Origin of the sequence: Streptomyces sp. NPDC051207, assembly GCF_040682395.1 — a bacterium.
Classification (GTDB): domain Bacteria; phylum Actinomycetota; class Actinomycetes; order Streptomycetales; family Streptomycetaceae; genus Streptomyces.
Window position 1 is genome coordinate 136294 of sequence record NZ_JBFBAX010000001.1, and the last position, 14290, is coordinate 150583.

Below are 14290 nucleotides of genomic sequence, written 5' to 3' on the forward strand. Positions count from 1 at the left end.
TTGACCCTCAGCATCCCCGACCTCACCGCGGTCAGAGCGCGCCGCCCGGAGGCCGTCGCCGAGGCCGCCGCCCGCCGGGCGCGCCGTCCGCTGACCGGCGACAGCGGCCGGCTGATGATCGTCGCAGCGGACCATCCGGCGCGCGGCGTGCTCGGCGTCGGCGACCGCAGGCTGGCCATGGCCAACCGGGCGGACCTGCTGGAACGGCTGTGCGTCGCGCTGTCCCGGCCCGGCGTCGACGGGGTCCTCGCCACCGCCGACGTCCTGGAGGACCTGCTGCTGCTCGGGGTGTTGGAGAACAAGGTCGTCATGGGCTCCATGAACCGCGGCGGCCTCGCGGGCGCCGCGTTCGAGATGGACGACCGGTTCACCGGGCACCGCGCCGAGGACATCGCCCGGCTCCGCTTCGACGCGGGCAAGCTGCTGCTGCGCATCGACTACGACGACCCCGGCTCCCTCACCACCCTGGAGTCCAGCGCCCGGGCCGTCGACGCGATGGCCGCGCTGCGGCTGCCGGTGTTCGTCGAGCCGTTCATCTCCCGCCGGGTTGACGGACAGGTCCGCAACGACCTGTCCGCCGAGGCCGTCACCCGGTCCATCGCCATCGCCTCCGGCCTCGGCGGCACCTCCGCCTACACGTGGCTGAAGCTGCCGGTGACCGACGACCCGGACGACATGGCCCAGGTGCTGGAGACGTCCACCCTGCCCGCGGTCCTGCTCGGCGGCGAGGTCGGCGACGACCAGGACCGGGCCTACGAGAGGTGGCGCAAGGCGCTGCGGCTGCCCACCGTGCAGGGCCTGATGGTGGGCCGTTCCCTGCTGTACCCGGCCGAGGGCAGTGTCGAGACGGCGGTCGACACGGCCGTGGGCCTGCTGTGACCGACCGCGCCGAGACGAGCCCGAGGCACACGAGGAGACACCGATGACGAGCCCGTACCACCTGCCCGCCGGCACGGCGTCCGGCGGCCCCTACGCCGTGGACGTCACCCCGGACACCGCGGGCTGGGGTTACTCCGCCCTGCGGGTCCTGGAGCTGCCGCCCGGCGGTGCGCACACCTTCGACACCGGAGACAGCGAGTGGATCGTGCTGCCGCTCAGCGGCGCCTGCACGGTGGCGACGGCCGACGACTTCGGGCACGAGACCTTCGACCTGCACGGCCGTCCGGACGTGTTCAGCGCGGTCACCGACTTCGCCTACGTCCCGCGGGACGCGCGGACCACGGTGACGGCGACCGGCGGCGGACGGTTCGCGCTCACCGGCGCGCGCTGCGAACGGCGGCTGCCCGCCCGCTACGGACCGGCCCCCTCGGTGCCGGTGGAGCTGCGCGGCACCGGCAGCTGCTCCCGCCAGGTCAACAACTTCGGCGCTGCCGGGGTCTTCGACTGCGACCGGCTGATCGCGGTCGAGGTGCTCACCCCGGGCGGCAACTGGTCGTCGTTCCCGCCGCACAAGCACGACGAGCACCACCCCGGCGAGGAGTCGGTGCTGGAGGAGATCTACTACTTCGAGTTCGCCGTCCATGACGGCGTCCCCGGCCTCGGCTACCAGCGGGTCTCGCCGTCCGGGCCGGGCCGCGGGACGGACGTGCTCGCCGAGGTCCGCGGCGGTGACGTCGTGCTCATCCCGGACGGCTGGCACGGGCCGTCCATCGCCGTGCCCGGCCACCACATGTACTACCTGAACGTGATGGCGGGCCCCGAGGCCGAGCGTGCCTGGCTGATCCGCGACCACCCCGACCACGCCTGGATCCGCGACACCTGGCCCCAGCAGCCCGTCGACCCCCGTCTGCCCCTCTACCGCGCGCCCGAGAGGTCCCGATGAGCGCCACCACCCGCCGCCTGACCACCGCACAGGCCCTCGTCCGCTTCCTGGCCGCCCAGTACACCGAACGGGACGGCGTGCGCCGCCGGCTGGTCGCCGGAACCTGGGGCATCTTCGGGCACGGCAACGTCGCCGGGCTGGGCCAGGCGCTCGTCGAGTACGGCGACGTCATGCCGTACCACCAGGGCCGCAACGAACAGGCGATGGTGCACGCGGCCGTCGGTTACGCCCGCCAGCTGAACCGGCTGTCCACGCAGGCGGTGACGACGTCCATCGGGCCGGGCGCCACCAACCTCGTCACGGGTGCCGCGCTCGCCACCGTCAACCGGCTGCCGGTGCTGCTGCTGCCCGGCGACTACTTCGCCTCGCACGCCGCCGACCCGCTCCTCCAGCAGCTGGAACACCCGGTCTCGGCGGACGTGTCCGTGAACGACACCCTCCGCCCGGTCTCCCGCTACTTCGACCGCGTCACCCGCCCCGAGGCCCTGATCGCCTCCGCGCTGAACGCGATGCGCGTCCTCACCGACCCGGCGGAGACCGGCGCCGTCACGCTGGCTCTGCCGCAGGACGTGCAGGCGGAGGCCTTCGACTGGCCGGAGGAGTTCTTCGCCGACCGCGTCTGGCGGGTACGCCGCCCCGCGCCCGACGAAACGGAGCTGGCGGAGGCGGTCCACGCGATCCGGACCGCCCGGCGCCCGCTGATCGTCGCGGGCGGCGGCGTCCACCACAGCGAGGCCGAGGAGGCGCTGGGGGCGCTGGTGGACGCCACCGGCATCCCCGTCGCCTCCACCCAGGCCGGCAAGGGCTCACTGCGCCACGACCACCCCGCCGACGTGGGCGGCATCGGCCACACCGGCACGGCCGTCGCCGACGCGCTCGCCCGCACCGCCGACCTGGTGATCGGCGTCGGCACCCGCTACAGCGACTTCACCACCGCCTCCAGCACCCTGTTCCGCGACCCGGACGTCCGCTTCCTCAACGTCAACATCACCGGATTCGACGCCCACAAGCTGGCCGCCCGCACCCTGGTCTGCGACGCGCGCACCGGCCTCACCGCCCTCACCGGGGCGCTGCGCGGGCACCGTGTCGCCGACGCCTACGCCGCCGAGTACCGCGCCGGCAAGGAGCGCTGGGAGCGGGTCGTGGAGGCCGCCTACCGCGGCGACGACGACGCCGTTCCCACCCAGACCCAGGTGCTGGGCGCCCTCGACGCGGTGGTCGGCGACGAGGACGTGGTGATCAACGCGGCCGGTTCGCTCCCCGGCGACCTGCACAAGCTGTGGCGGTCACGGTCCCCGCGCCAGTACCACCTGGAGTACGGCTACTCCTGCATGGGCTACGAGATCCCCGCAGCGATCGGCGTGCAGCAGGCCGCGCCGGACACGGTGGTCTGGTCACTGGTGGGCGACGGCACGTATCTGATGATGCCGACGGAGATCGTCACGGCGGTCCAGGAGGATCTGCCGGTCAACATCGTTCTCCTGCAGAACCACGGCTACGCCTCCATCGGCGGTCTGTCGGAGTCGGTGGGCGCCGAGCGGTTCGGCACCGCCTACCGGCACCGGGCCGCCGACGGCACCTTCACCGGCGCCCCGCTGCCGGTCGACCTCGCGGCCAACGCGGCGAGCCTCGGCATGGACGTGCTGCGCGCCAAGACCCTCCGGGAGCTGCGCGAGGCGCTGTCCGCGGCCCGCGCCTCGGACCGGCCGACGTGCGTGTACGTGGAGACCGACCCGGCGCCGACCGCTCCCCCGGCCGAGGCCTGGTGGGACGTACCGGTCGCCGAGACCGCCACCCGGGAGGCCGCGCGCACGGCCCGCGAGGACTACGACCGGCAGGCCGCCGGGCGCCGCCGCCACCTGTGAACCACCGCGAATGACGCGACTCCCGCCCCCCGCAGAGCTCACTCAGGGAGGTACCTCCATGGCGAGGACCGGTGACCCCGCACGCGCCGTGACCGCCCCCGCGCTCGACCGCCTGGACTTCGCCCTGGACCGCTCCAGTCCGGTGCCGCTGTACCACCAGCTCGCGCGGCAGCTGGAGGCGGCCATCGAACACGGGGTGCTCACCCCGGGGAACCTCCTGGGCAACGAGATCGACCTCTCGGTGCGCCTCGGCCTGTCCCGGCCCACGGTCCGCCAGGCCATCCAGTCCCTGGTGGACAAGGGCCTGCTGGTCAGGCGCCGCGGGGTGGGCACCCAGGTCGTGCACAGCCGGGTCAGGCGCCCGCTGGAACTCAGCAGCCTGTACGACGACCTTCAGGCGGCCGGGCAGGGGCCGTACACGCGGGTGGTGCGCAACGAGACCGTGCCCGCCTCCGCCGAGGTGGCCGCCGCGCTCGGCATCGCGGAGGGCGCGGAGGTCACGGCCCTGGAGCGGCTGCGCGGCACCCACGGCCAGCCGGTGGCGATCCTGTGCAACCACCTCCCGGCGGGGCTGCTGGACCTCGCCACCGACCGCCTGGAGTCGACCGGCCTGTACCGGATGATGCGCTCCGACGGCATCGTCCTGCACAGCGCCCGGCAGAGCGTCGGCGCCCGCACGGCCACGGCGGAGGAGGCCGCCCGCCTGGACGAGCAGGCGGGCGCGGCGCTGCTCACGATGCGGCGCACGGCGTACGACGACACCGGCCGCGCGGTCGAGTTCGGCACGCACCTCTACCGCGCGTCGCGGTACGCGTTCGACTTCCAGCTCCTGGTGCGCCCCTGACCCCGGGCCGTCGGTTCGCGGGGCGAGGGCCCTCGGTGGGGCGCCGGCGGCCCTGCGGTCAGTGGGCCGCGTCCAGGCGTGCCCGCTGCTCGGGAGTCAGGTCCAGGTCGACGGCGGCCAGGTTCTCCTCCACCTGCGCCACCGATGACGCGCCGGCCAGCGGGATCACCGGGAGCTGCCCTCCGATCTGCCAGGCCAGCACCACCTGGTTGACCGTCGCGCCGGTCTCCCGGGCCACGTCGCGCAGCACCGACAGCCGGGCCGGGGTGCCGGGGTGGTCGTAGTCGGGCGGCAGCGGCTTGTCGTCGCGTACGTACGCGCCGGCCAGCAGGGGCGAGTAGGCGACCAGCGTCAGGCCGGGCTCCGCCCGCAGGTAGCCGAGCAGTTCCGGGCCCGCGTGGCCGAGGCTGCCGTCGGGGAACAGGTCGCTGGGCATGTCGGTGCGCGGGCGCAGGTGACTGTGCTGGTACTGGAGCACCTCGTAGCCCGGCAGGCCCGCGGCGGCCGCGAGGGCGCGGGCGCGTTCCACCCGCCAGACGGCGTGATTGCTGGCACCGAGCAGGCCGACGGTGCCCTCGGCGACGAGCGCGGCGAAGCCCTCGACGGTCTCGGCGAGCGGGACGGTGCGGTCCTCGATGTGGGCGTAGAGCAGGTCCAGTTTCGGCACGCCGAGCCGTTCGCGGCTGCGCTCGGCCGACTCGCGGATCACGTTCGCCGACAGTCCCTCCGGGTTGTCGACGTAGCTCGTGCCCGGGGCCAGCGGGCGGGCGCCGAGCTTCGTCGCGATCACGATCTCGTCGCCGATGCCGCGGCTGCGCCGCCACCGGCCGAGCAGTTCCTCGCTCTGGCCGCCCTGCCCGCCGTCGGTCCAGAAGGCGTAGTTGTCGGAGGTGTCGATGAAGTTCCCGCCCGCCTCGACGTAGCGGTCGAGGACGGCGAAGGAGGTCTTCTCGTCCGTGCGTGAGCCGAACAGCATCGCGCCCAGCGCGAGGACGCTGACCTGCCGGCGGGTCTTCGGGTCGGTGCCGATCGTGCGGTACTTCATGCGGTTGTCCCTCCCTGTGGCGCCCACGGTCGTGGTGCGCGAACGGGAGTCTTCAGCTTGAAGTGCGCTTCAAGTCAAGGGGTCACGGCCCACGGCCCTCGGTCCGGACGCCTCGCAACGACGGTCGCCGCGGCTCTCACGACGAGCGGCCCCGCCCCGCCGGACAGGCCTCACCCCTTCAGACCCGGCTTGCAGTCCGCACGCGGGCTCCTTGTCCGACCGGACTGCCCTGCCGCGCGCGAAGGGAACGCCGGCTCAGTGGAAGCAGAGGCAGAAGGGGTGACCGGCGGGGTCCGCGTAGATCCGCCAGTTGGTGCCCGGGTGGAGCTGGTCCGTCCGCTCCAGCACGGTCGCGCCGAGGGCGAGCGCCCGCTTCTCCTCTCCGTCGAGGTCGTCCACGTCGAAGTCGAGGTGGAGTTGTTGCGGGCGCTCCTGGCCGGGCCACTCGGGCGGCCGGTAGCCGTCCACCCGCTGGAAGGCCAGCGGCGTCCCCTCGAACCCGTGCACCTCGACCCAGCCGGGCTCGTCCGGGTCGGCGACCACCCGGCCACCGAGCAGCTGCGCGTAGAACTCCGCGAGCGCCACCGGATCAGCGCAGTCCAGCGCGACCGCCTGCAGCTTTCGAATCACTCCGACACCCTTCGCTCCTCGGCCGCTTCCGCGGCGCCCTCGTACAGGAGGCGTCGTACCCGCCGTCGCGGCGGGCATGCGCGAGAACCGCACCCCCTCGGGAAACGACCGAGGGCCCTGCCCCGCCGAAGCGAAACAAGGCCCTGACCTGGGCTTCAAGCCCTCTGCACCGTCGGGACGACAGGATTTGAACCTGCGACCCCTTGACCCCCAGTCAAGTGCGCTACCAAGCTGCGCCACGTCCCGGTGCGCGCCGTCCCGCGGCAAGCCGCGTGATCGCGCGGACAGCACTTTACCCCACCGGGCGGGCCGCGCCGAAAGGGGCCGGTGCGCGGCACAATCGGCGTATGGGCAGCAGTCGCAGGGGCAGCACGGGGCCGGGCCGGACGAACGACGCGCGTGACCGCGACGGCGAGGGCCGGGCGCGCAACGCGCGGCCCCGGGACGGGCTGGGGCGGCCCTTGCCGTACGGCGCCGCCGGTGTGCCGCGGCAGCCCGAGGGCATCGCGCGGACCCCTCCGGAGACCGTCGAGGAGGCCCAGCGGCTGCTGGACGAGGGCAAGCCGTTCCACGCGCACGAGGTCTTCGAGGACGCCTGGAAGTCGGGCCCCGAGCAGGAGCGCCCGCTGTGGCGGGGTCTCGCCCAGCTCGCCGTGGGGCTCACGCACTGCGCCCGGGGCAACGTCACCGGCGGCGCCCGGCTGCTGCGCCGCGGGGCGGGCGCCGCCGAGGAGTGGGCGTCGGCGCAGGGGCAGCCGCGGCCGTACGGGATGGATCTCGCCGGGGTCGTGGTCTGGGCGCGGGCGCTGGCGGAGGCCGTGGAGCGGGACGGCGGGACGGTCGACGCGGCCCGGAGCGCGCCCCGGCTGCGGTGACCGGCGCCGACGACGGGGCCCGCGGGACAGGGGAGGCCCGGGCGGTGTCGGTGGTCCGGCACCCGTGCGGCACACTCGGGGCGTGCGAAAGATTCATGTCATCGGTATCGGCGCGGGCGACCCCGACCAGCTCACCCTCCAGGCGGTCCGGGCGCTGCGCGGCACGGACGTGTTCTTCGTCCTCGACAAGGGCGAGGTGAAGGCGGACCTCACACGGCTGCGCCGGGACATGCTGGAGGCGCACGTGCCGGAGGGGACGTACCGCGTGGTCGAGGCGCGCGACCCGGAGCGCGACCGCCGTGCGGGCGGCGCCGCCTACTCCCCCGCCGTCGGCGACTGGCGCAGCGCCCGCGCCGGCATCTACGAGCGGATGATCGCCGAGGAGCTCGGCGAGGACGACAGCGGCGCGTTCCTGGTATGGGGCGACCCGTCGCTGTACGACAGCACGATCGGCATCCTGGAGGAGGTGCTCGCGCGCGGCGCGGTGTCCTTCTCGTACGACGTCGTGCCGGGCATCAGCAGCGTGTCGGCGCTGGTCGCCCGGCACCGGACGGGGCTCAACCGGGTGGCGCGCCCGGTGCAGATCACCACGGGCCGGCGGCTCGCGGAGGGCTTCCCGGAGGGCGTCGACGACGTCGTGGTGATGCTCGACGCGCACCAGGCGTTCCGGCGGTACGCCGACCAGGACATGCACATCTACTGGGGCGCCTACATCGGCACCCCGGACGAGATCCTCGTCTCCGGGCCGATCGCCGAGGCCGCGCCCCGCATCGAGCGGGTGCGCGCCGAGGCCCGCGAGCGCAAGGGCTGGATCATGGACACGTATCTGCTGCGCCGGAACCCGAAGGACGCGTAGCCCGGTCCTGGCCTGGTCCGAGGCCGAGGAAGTCCAGGACCCCCGGCACGTCCGGCACCGCTCGCGCGCCCTCCGGGAGGGGCGGGCGGCGTACGACGACGACCGGCAGGCGCAGTGCGCGGGCGGCGGTGAGTTTGGGTGCCGTCGCCGCTCCCCCGCTGTCCTTGGTGACCAGTACGTCGACGGCGTGGGCGCGGAGCAGGGCGTGTTCGTCGGCGAGCGTGAACGGGCCGCGGGCCAGCACGGTGTGCGTGTGCGGGGGCATCGGTGGGCCGGGGGGTTCCACGGAGCGTACGACGAAGCGGAGGTCCGTCAGGTGCGCGAAGGCGGACAGGCCCAGGCGGCCCGTGGTGAGGAAGACCCGGCGGCCGAGGCGCGGCAGCAGGTCCGCCGCCTCCGCCAGGGACGCGACGGGGTGCCAGCGGTCGCCGGGGCCGGGCCGCCAGCCGGGGCGGCGCAGGATCACCGCGGGCACGCCGGTCACGGCGGCGGCGCGGGCGGCGTGCGCGGTGATGGCCCCGGCGAAGGGGTGCGTGGCGTCGACGAGCGCGTCCACCCGCTGCCCGCGCAGCCACTCCGCCAGCCCTTCCGCACCACCGAACCCGCCCACCCGTACGTCCCCGTCGAGCGCTCCCGGCCGCGCGACGCGCCCCGCGAGGGACGTCGTCACGCGGACTCCGCGGGCGGTGAGGGCGGCGGCCAGTTCGCGGGCCTCGGTGGTGCCGCCGAGGATCAGCACGTGCGGGGACGACATGGGTGCGAGCCTACGAGGGGCGCGGGCGGCGGCGCCGCCCGGCTCAGCGCAGCAGCAGGTGCAGGGCGCCCAGCACGGTCGCCGCGATCACCAGCTGCTCGAACAGCCGCTGGTTGATGCGCTTCACGGCCCACGTGCCGAGCAGCGCGCCGGGCACGACGAACCCCACGAGAGCGGCGTCGAGCAGCAGCGAGCGGCCGTCGATCAGCCCGAGCCCGGCGCTGAAGGGCACCTTGGAGACGTTGACGATCAGGAAGAAGAACGCCGACGTGCCGAGGAAGCCCAGCTTGCGGAAGCCGGCGGAGAGCAGATACATCGACATGACCGGGCCGCCCGCGTTGGCGACCATCGTGGTGAAGCCGCCCAGCACGCCGTACGAGCGGGCCTTGAGGCGCCCGGCGCGGCTGGTGACCGGCTCCGGTTCCGCCCCGGCGTCCGCCGTGCGCCGCCGCCACAGCGTGACCGCGGCCATCACCAGCAGGATCGCCCCGATGGACGTGCGGACGATCCCGTCGTCCGCCCACATCAGGAACACCGTGCCGACGACGACGCCTGCGGCGACCGCCGGGAACAGCCGCCACAGCGTCGGCCAGTGGGCGTGCCTGCGGTAGGCGAGGACGGCGAGGAGGTCCCCGGCGATCAGTACCGGCAGGAGGACGCCGGTGGAGGCGCGGGCGGGCAGCACCGCGGCGAAGACGGCGAGGCTGACCGTGTTGGCCCCGCTCACGGCGGTCTTGGAGAAGCCGACGAGCAGGGCCGCGACGGCGAGCGCCGCGAACTCCCAGCCGGTGACGTGCCAGAGTGTCATCGTGTCCATGCGGAGACCGATGCTATGCCCACCTAACGGATTCCGGTAACGGACGGTCCGCCGGGTGACACCGTCGGCCGGAGCCCGGCCTGCGCCTGCGCGTCACCGCCCGCTCATCCGCCGTACCGCACCCGCAGCTCCCGCTTGAGGACCTTCATGCTCGGACCGAGCGGCAGCTCGTCGGCAAGCTGTACGCGCCGCGGGTACTTGTGCCGGCCGAGGCGCTCCTTGGACCACTCGGTGAGGGCGGCGGCGTCCGGGGCGGTGCCGGGGGCCGGGACGATCACGGCGCACACCTCCTCGCCGTGCAGCTCGTCGGGCAGGCCGATGACGGCGACCTGGGCGACGTCCGGGTGGCGGGCCAGGACCTCCTCGACCTCCCGCGGGTAGACGTTGAAGCCGCCGCGGATGATGACGTCCTTCTTGCGGTCGACGATCCTGAGGAACCCCTCGTCGTCCTTGGTGCCGAGGTCGCCGCTGCGGAACCAGCCGTCCACGAGGGCCTCGGCCGTGGCCTCGGGGCGGCCCAGGTATCCGGAGAAGACGTTGTGGCCCCGGATCACGACCTCGCCCAGTTCGCCCGGCGGCAGCAGCTCGACACGGTCCTCGACCTCGGCGCGGGCGATCTCCACGTCCACGCCCCACAGGGGGTGGCCGATGGTGCCGGGCCGGGTGCCGAACCACGGCTGGTTCACGCTCGCCGTCGGGGACGTCTCCGACAGGCCGTACCCCTCGTAGATCGTCGCGCCGAACGCCGCCTCGAAGCGTTCCAGCACCGCGACCGGCAGCGAGGCTCCGCCGGAGATGCACACGCGCAGCTCGGGCAGCGCCTGCGCGTCCGCCGCCGCGGCGGCCAGCGCGACGTACATCGTCGGCACGCCGTGGAAGGTGTTGACCCGTTCCCGCACCATCACGTCGATCGCGCGGGCCGCGTCGAAGCGGGGCAGCAGCACGAGCGTGGCGCCCGCCCGCCAGGTCGAGTTCATCGACACGGTCTGCCCGAAGGCGTGGAACAGCGGCAGGGCGCCGAGCGCGATGTCGTCGGGGCGGATGTCGTTGGAGTCGAAGGCGTTGACGGTCGCGTTCATCACCAGGTTGAAGTGGCTGAGCACGGCGCCCTTGGGCACTCCGGTGGTGCCGCTGGTGTAGAAGACGACCGCCGGGTCGTCGGCGCCGCGGGTGACGTACGACGGCAGCGGCTCGGCGTCCGCCGCGAGCTTGTCGAACTCGTCGCCCAGCATGACCACCCGTACCCCGGTGGCCCGCGCGGCGGCCGTGCCGGTCGCGGCCTGCGCCGGGTGGCACAGCAGCAGCGTGGCGCCGCTGTCCTTGAGGACGTGCTCGACCTCCGGCGCGGACAGCAGCAGATGGACGGGGACGACGACCCCGCCCGCCGCGGCGATCGCGTAGTACGCCGCCGGGAACTCGGCCGTGTTCGGCGCCATCAGCGCGACCCGGTCCCCGGGCCGGACGTCCAGGCCGGTGAGGGCACCGGCCTGGGCGCGGGCCCGCTGCCACACCTCGGCGAAGGTGAGGCGCAGGTCGCCCTCGACGAGCGCGGTCTTGTCGGGGCGGCGCCGGGCGTTCTCGGCGAGGATGGCGGCGACGGAGAGGGTGGCCATGTGGGTGCGGCTCCGTTTCGTGGTTGCTGGTGGTACGTCGGTGCCTCTGGGTCCCGGCCGTCAGTGCCGTTCCACCAGCACCGCGCTGCCCTGCCCCACGCCGACGCACATCGTCGCCAGGCCCCGCGCCGCGCCCGTGCGGCGCATGCGGTGCAGGAGGGTGGTGAGGATGCGGGCGCCCGAGCAGCCGAGGGGGTGGCCGAGGGCGATGGCGCCGCCGGTCGGGTTGACCAGGTCGGGGTCGATGCCGAGCTGGTCGACGCACGCGAGGGCCTGGGCGGCGAACGCCTCGTTGAACTCGGCCTCCTCGACGTCCCCCACGCTCCAGTCGGCGCGGGCCAGCACCTTGCGGGTGGCGGGTACCGGGCCGATGCCCATCACGTCGGGGTGGACACCGGCCGAGGCACCGGCGACGTACCGGCCGAGGGACTCCAGGCCCAGCTCGTGCAGCGCCTCCTCGCTGACCAGGAGGAGGGCCGCGGCGCCGTCGTTCATCGGCGAGGCGTTGCCCGCGGTGACCGTGCCGCCCGCGCGGAAGACGGGCTTGAGGCGGGCCAGCTTCTCCAGCGAGGTGTCCTCGCGGACGCACTCGTCGGCGTCGACGACCACCCCGTCCGGGCGGGTGACCGGCAGGATCTCGTCGTCGAAGTGGCCGTTCTTGCGGGCCTCGGCGGCGAGGCGGTGGCTGCGCAGCGCGAACTCGTCCTGCCGCTCGCGCGTGACGCCGTACCGCTCGGCGACCTCCTCGGCGGTCTCGCCCATGGACAGCAGGCCGTGCAGGTCCTTCATCGCCGGGTTGACCAGCCGCCAGCCGAGGCGGGTGTCGGCGGTCTCGATGCGGTGCGGCAGGGCCTCGTCGGGCCGGGGCAGCACGAAGGGCGCGCGGCTCATGGACTCGGAGCCGCCGGCCACGACGATCTCGGCCTCGCCGGCGGCGATGGTGCGGGCGGCGGTGGTGACGGCCTCCAGGCCGGAGGCGCACAGCCGGTTGACCGTGGCGCCGGGCACCGACTCGGGCAGGCCGGCGAGCAGCGCGGCCATGCGGGCCACGTTGCGGTTGTCCTCGCCCGCCTGGTTGGCGGCGCCCCAGTAGACGTCGTCGACGCGGACGGGGTCGAGGGCGGGGACGTCGGCGACCAGGCCGCGGATCACCGCCGCCGCGAGGTCGTCGGGCCGCACGGAGGAGAGGGCTCCACGGAGCTTGCCGATGGGGGTGCGGCGGGCGGCCGCGAAGTGGACGGGACGCACGGGATGACTCCTGACCTACGGCGCTGTACCCGGCCGGCGGCGCTGCCGTCCGAGCACTCGTGACGAGCACAACGTAAAAGCACAACTCAATCGGCACACCTCATCGGCACAGCCAAATCAGCAGACTTAATTAGCAGTGCTAGTTTTCGACTATAGACCGCCCGGTGGCTCCCTGGGAAGATCCCCCCGGACCTTTACCGAAGCAGCCGGAGGAGACAATGGCCGACGCCCGCGAGCACACCCTGACCGGCACCCGGGGCGCGCTCACCGTCCGCGAGTGGCCGCACCCCCGGCCCCGCTTCGTCGCCCTCCTCGCGCACGGGTACGGTGAGCACGTCGGCCGGTACGAGGAAGTGGCCGGCGTCCTCGTCGGGCTCGGCGCGGCCGTGTTCGGGCCCGACCACATGGGGCACGGCAGGTCGGCGGGCGAGCGGGTGCTGATCGAGGACTTCGAGGACGTCGTCACCGACCTGCGCCGCGCGGCGGAACTGGCCCGCGCCAGGCACCCGGAGGCCCCCGTGGTGCTGGTCGGGCACTCCATGGGCGGCCTGATCAGCGCCCGCTACGCCCAGCGGTACGGCGCCGGTCTCGCCGCGCTCGTGCTGTCCGGGCCGGTCATCGGCGCGTGGGAACTGCCCGGGCGGCTGCTCGCGCCGGACGAGATCCCGGACACCCCGGTCAGCCCGGCCTCACTGTCCCGCGACCCCGCGGTGGGCGAGGCGTACGCGGCCGACCCGCTGGTGTGGCACGGGCCGATGAAGCGACCGACGGTGGAGGCGTTCGCGCGGGCCCTGGAGACCGTGCGCAGGAGCGGCGACGTGGGGCGGCTGCCGCTGCTGTGGCTGCACGGCGACGACGACCGGCTCGTCCCGCTCGCCGGCAGCCGGACCGGGATCGAGGAACTGGGCGGCGCCGGGACGGCCGTACGCATCTATCCCGGCGCGCGGCACGAGGTGTTCAACGAGACGAACAGGGCGGAGGTCTTCGCCGATCTGGCGGACTTCCTGAACGACGTTCTCGGGCGCGGCTGAACGGCGCCGCGCCCGCGCGGTGTTGCCCGGCACCCCTGAACATGGCCCTCCGGCAGACCCGGACCGAGCGCAAGGGGCCGCGAGGCACCGCGTTTGCCCCCGAACGCCATGGGCACCCGCGCCCGCATGGAGTGGTTGCGGAGAGCAGCCTGCGTGGGGGAGGACCCGGAACTGTTCTTCCCCGTGGGCACATCAGGACCGGCACTGCGGGACGTCGCCGCCGCCAAGCGCGTGTGCGCCCGCTGCGAGGTGAGCACCGAGTGTCTGACGTTCGCGCTCAGCAGCGGTCAGACCACGGGCGTGTGGGGCGGCACCTGCGAGGAGGAACGTGCCGACCTCGTCCGCGCCTCCAGAGAGACAGCCAAGCACGACACCAGGAGGAGAAGCACCCTATGACGACGGCCGTGAAGAGCACCCTGCCCGAGGAGGCCCGCCGGGTCACCTGCGAGGCACTCCAGGAGACCCTGATCGACCTGCTCGGGCTGTCGCTGACCGGCAAGCAGGCCCACTGGAACGTCGTCGGACCGCGGTTCCGCTCCATCCACCTCCAGCTGGACGAGCTGGTCAGCGCCGCCCGGGGCTTCGCCGACACCGTGGCGGAACGCTCCGCCGCGCTCGGCGTCCCGCCGGACGGCCGCCCGGAGACCGTCGCCTCCGGCTTCGCGCTGCCCTCCCCCAAGGAGGGGTGGGTGCGCGACTCGGACGTGGTCCAGCTGATGGCGGAGTCGCTGGAGAAGACGATCGGACGGCTGCGCGAGCGGATCGACGTGACCGAGAAGTCCGACCCGGTCAGCCAGGACCTGCTGATCGGCATCACCGCCGAGCTGGAGAAGCAGCGCTGGATGTTCGACGCCGAGAACTTCCCCCGCGACGCCTGACCGGCCCGGCCC

General features: G+C 74.0%; 15 protein-coding genes and 1 tRNA gene. 9 read left to right on the top strand and 7 right to left on the bottom strand.

Translation table 11 applies throughout. From position 1 onward, the window contains the following. Genes AB0M97_RS00605 through AB0M97_RS00620 form a run of 4 tightly spaced genes read left to right on the top strand, consistent with a single transcriptional unit; the run spans position 1 to position 4531 of the window. Entirely contained in the window at positions 1 to 879 is an 879-nt protein-coding gene (locus AB0M97_RS00605) for a deoxyribose-phosphate aldolase (RefSeq protein WP_365958459.1), read from the top strand. Positions 880 to 922: 43 nt separating this feature from the next. Then, complete coding sequence (gene iolB / locus AB0M97_RS00610; protein WP_365958460.1) at positions 923 to 1822, top strand: 5-deoxy-glucuronate isomerase; 900 nt, start codon at positions 923 to 925, stop codon at positions 1820 to 1822. Beyond that, positions 1819 to 3687 (top strand): 3D-(3,5/4)-trihydroxycyclohexane-1,2-dione acylhydrolase (decyclizing), encoded by a 1869-nt coding sequence (gene iolD, locus AB0M97_RS00615; protein ID WP_365958461.1) that lies wholly within the window; start codon positions 1819 to 1821, stop codon positions 3685 to 3687. Before iolB ends, iolD begins: the two co-directional genes overlap by 4 nt. Positions 3688 to 3745: 58 nt before the next feature. Beyond that, on the top strand, positions 3746 to 4531 hold the full coding sequence (locus tag AB0M97_RS00620) for a GntR family transcriptional regulator (protein WP_365958462.1): 786 nt from the start codon (positions 3746 to 3748) through the stop codon (positions 4529 to 4531). Positions 4532 to 4589: 58 nt separating this feature from the next. Here the strand turns inward: AB0M97_RS00620 and AB0M97_RS00625 are convergent, their stop codons facing one another. From AB0M97_RS00625 to AB0M97_RS00635, 3 genes are all read right to left on the bottom strand, one after another. Continuing rightward, positions 4590 to 5576: an aldo/keto reductase gene (locus AB0M97_RS00625; protein ID WP_365958464.1), complete on the bottom strand. Its 987-nt coding sequence runs from the start codon at positions 5574 to 5576 to the stop codon at positions 4590 to 4592. Between the two features lie 255 nt (positions 5577 to 5831). Continuing rightward, entirely contained in the window at positions 5832 to 6206 is a 375-nt protein-coding gene (locus AB0M97_RS00630) for a VOC family protein (protein WP_365958465.1), read from the bottom strand. Positions 6207 to 6378: 172 nt separating this feature from the next. Next, a tRNA-Pro gene (locus AB0M97_RS00635) sits at positions 6379 to 6452 on the bottom strand. Positions 6453 to 6553: 101 nt separating this feature from the next. Here AB0M97_RS00635 and AB0M97_RS00640 point away from each other — a divergent pair. Both AB0M97_RS00640 and cobF read left to right on the top strand, forming a co-directional pair. Then, positions 6554 to 7081, top strand: a complete 528-nt coding sequence (locus tag AB0M97_RS00640) for a DUF309 domain-containing protein (protein WP_365958466.1) — start codon at positions 6554 to 6556, stop codon at positions 7079 to 7081. An 82-nt stretch (positions 7082 to 7163) separates the two neighbouring features. After that, positions 7164 to 7937 (top strand): precorrin-6A synthase (deacetylating), encoded by a 774-nt coding sequence (cobF, locus tag AB0M97_RS00645; protein WP_365958467.1) that lies wholly within the window; start codon positions 7164 to 7166, stop codon positions 7935 to 7937. Here the strand turns inward: cobF and AB0M97_RS00650 are convergent. The 4 genes from AB0M97_RS00650 to AB0M97_RS00665 form a co-directional block, all read right to left on the bottom strand. Beyond that, positions 7894 to 8691, bottom strand: a complete 798-nt coding sequence (locus tag AB0M97_RS00650) for a cobalt-precorrin-6A reductase (RefSeq protein ID WP_365958469.1) — start codon at positions 8689 to 8691, stop codon at positions 7894 to 7896. The genes cobF and AB0M97_RS00650 overlap by 44 nt on opposite strands. 43 nt (positions 8692 to 8734) lie before the next feature. Continuing rightward, entirely contained in the window at positions 8735 to 9508 is a 774-nt protein-coding gene (locus tag AB0M97_RS00655; RefSeq protein ID WP_365958470.1) for a sulfite exporter TauE/SafE family protein, read from the bottom strand. Between the two features lie 104 nt (positions 9509 to 9612). Further along, complete coding sequence (locus AB0M97_RS00660; protein ID WP_365958472.1) at positions 9613 to 11121, bottom strand: long-chain fatty acid--CoA ligase; 1509 nt, start codon at positions 11119 to 11121, stop codon at positions 9613 to 9615. Positions 11122 to 11181: 60 nt separating this feature from the next. After that, complete coding sequence (locus AB0M97_RS00665) at positions 11182 to 12369, bottom strand: thiolase family protein (protein WP_365958473.1); 1188 nt, start codon at positions 12367 to 12369, stop codon at positions 11182 to 11184. Positions 12370 to 12587: 218 nt separating this feature from the next. On the opposite strand from AB0M97_RS00665, the gene AB0M97_RS00670 reads away from it, so the two are divergent. From AB0M97_RS00670 to AB0M97_RS00680, 3 genes are all read left to right on the top strand, one after another. After that, complete coding sequence (locus AB0M97_RS00670; RefSeq protein WP_365958475.1) at positions 12588 to 13400, top strand: lysophospholipase; 813 nt, start codon at positions 12588 to 12590, stop codon at positions 13398 to 13400. Between the two features lie 126 nt (positions 13401 to 13526). Beyond that, complete coding sequence (locus AB0M97_RS00675; protein ID WP_365958692.1) at positions 13527 to 13796, top strand: WhiB family transcriptional regulator; 270 nt, start codon at positions 13527 to 13529, stop codon at positions 13794 to 13796. After that, a complete protein-coding gene (locus AB0M97_RS00680; RefSeq protein WP_365958476.1) occupies positions 13793 to 14278 on the top strand; it encodes a DNA starvation/stationary phase protection protein in 486 nt (161 codons plus the stop codon). The genes AB0M97_RS00675 and AB0M97_RS00680 overlap by 4 nt, the downstream gene beginning before the upstream one ends. Positions 14279 to 14290 lie beyond the last annotated feature (12 nt).

What these genes read in the sequence shown, in the direction of transcription:
- AB0M97_RS00675 (WP_365958692.1), top strand. Translation starts at nt 13,527, where the DNA reads ATGGAGTGGTTGCGGAGAGCAGCCTGCGTGGGGGAGGACCCGGAACTG.
- AB0M97_RS00620 (WP_365958462.1), top strand. Translation starts at nt 3,746, where the DNA reads ATGGCGAGGACCGGTGACCCCGCACGCGCCGTGACCGCCCCCGCGCTC.
- iolB (WP_365958460.1), top strand. Translation starts at nt 923, where the DNA reads ATGACGAGCCCGTACCACCTGCCCGCCGGCACGGCGTCCGGCGGCCCC.
- AB0M97_RS00625 (WP_365958464.1), bottom strand. Translation starts at nt 5,576, where the DNA reads ATGAAGTACCGCACGATCGGCACCGACCCGAAGACCCGCCGGCAGGTC.
- AB0M97_RS00670 (WP_365958475.1), top strand. Translation starts at nt 12,588, where the DNA reads ATGGCCGACGCCCGCGAGCACACCCTGACCGGCACCCGGGGCGCGCTC.
- AB0M97_RS00660 (WP_365958472.1), bottom strand. Translation starts at nt 11,121, where the DNA reads ATGGCCACCCTCTCCGTCGCCGCCATCCTCGCCGAGAACGCCCGGCGC.
- AB0M97_RS00680 (WP_365958476.1), top strand. Translation starts at nt 13,793, where the DNA reads ATGACGACGGCCGTGAAGAGCACCCTGCCCGAGGAGGCCCGCCGGGTC.
- AB0M97_RS00640 (WP_365958466.1), top strand. Translation starts at nt 6,554, where the DNA reads ATGGGCAGCAGTCGCAGGGGCAGCACGGGGCCGGGCCGGACGAACGAC.
- AB0M97_RS00655 (WP_365958470.1), bottom strand. Translation starts at nt 9,508, where the DNA reads ATGGACACGATGACACTCTGGCACGTCACCGGCTGGGAGTTCGCGGCG.
- AB0M97_RS00650 (WP_365958469.1), bottom strand. Translation starts at nt 8,691, where the DNA reads ATGTCGTCCCCGCACGTGCTGATCCTCGGCGGCACCACCGAGGCCCGC.
- iolD (WP_365958461.1), top strand. Translation starts at nt 1,819, where the DNA reads ATGAGCGCCACCACCCGCCGCCTGACCACCGCACAGGCCCTCGTCCGC.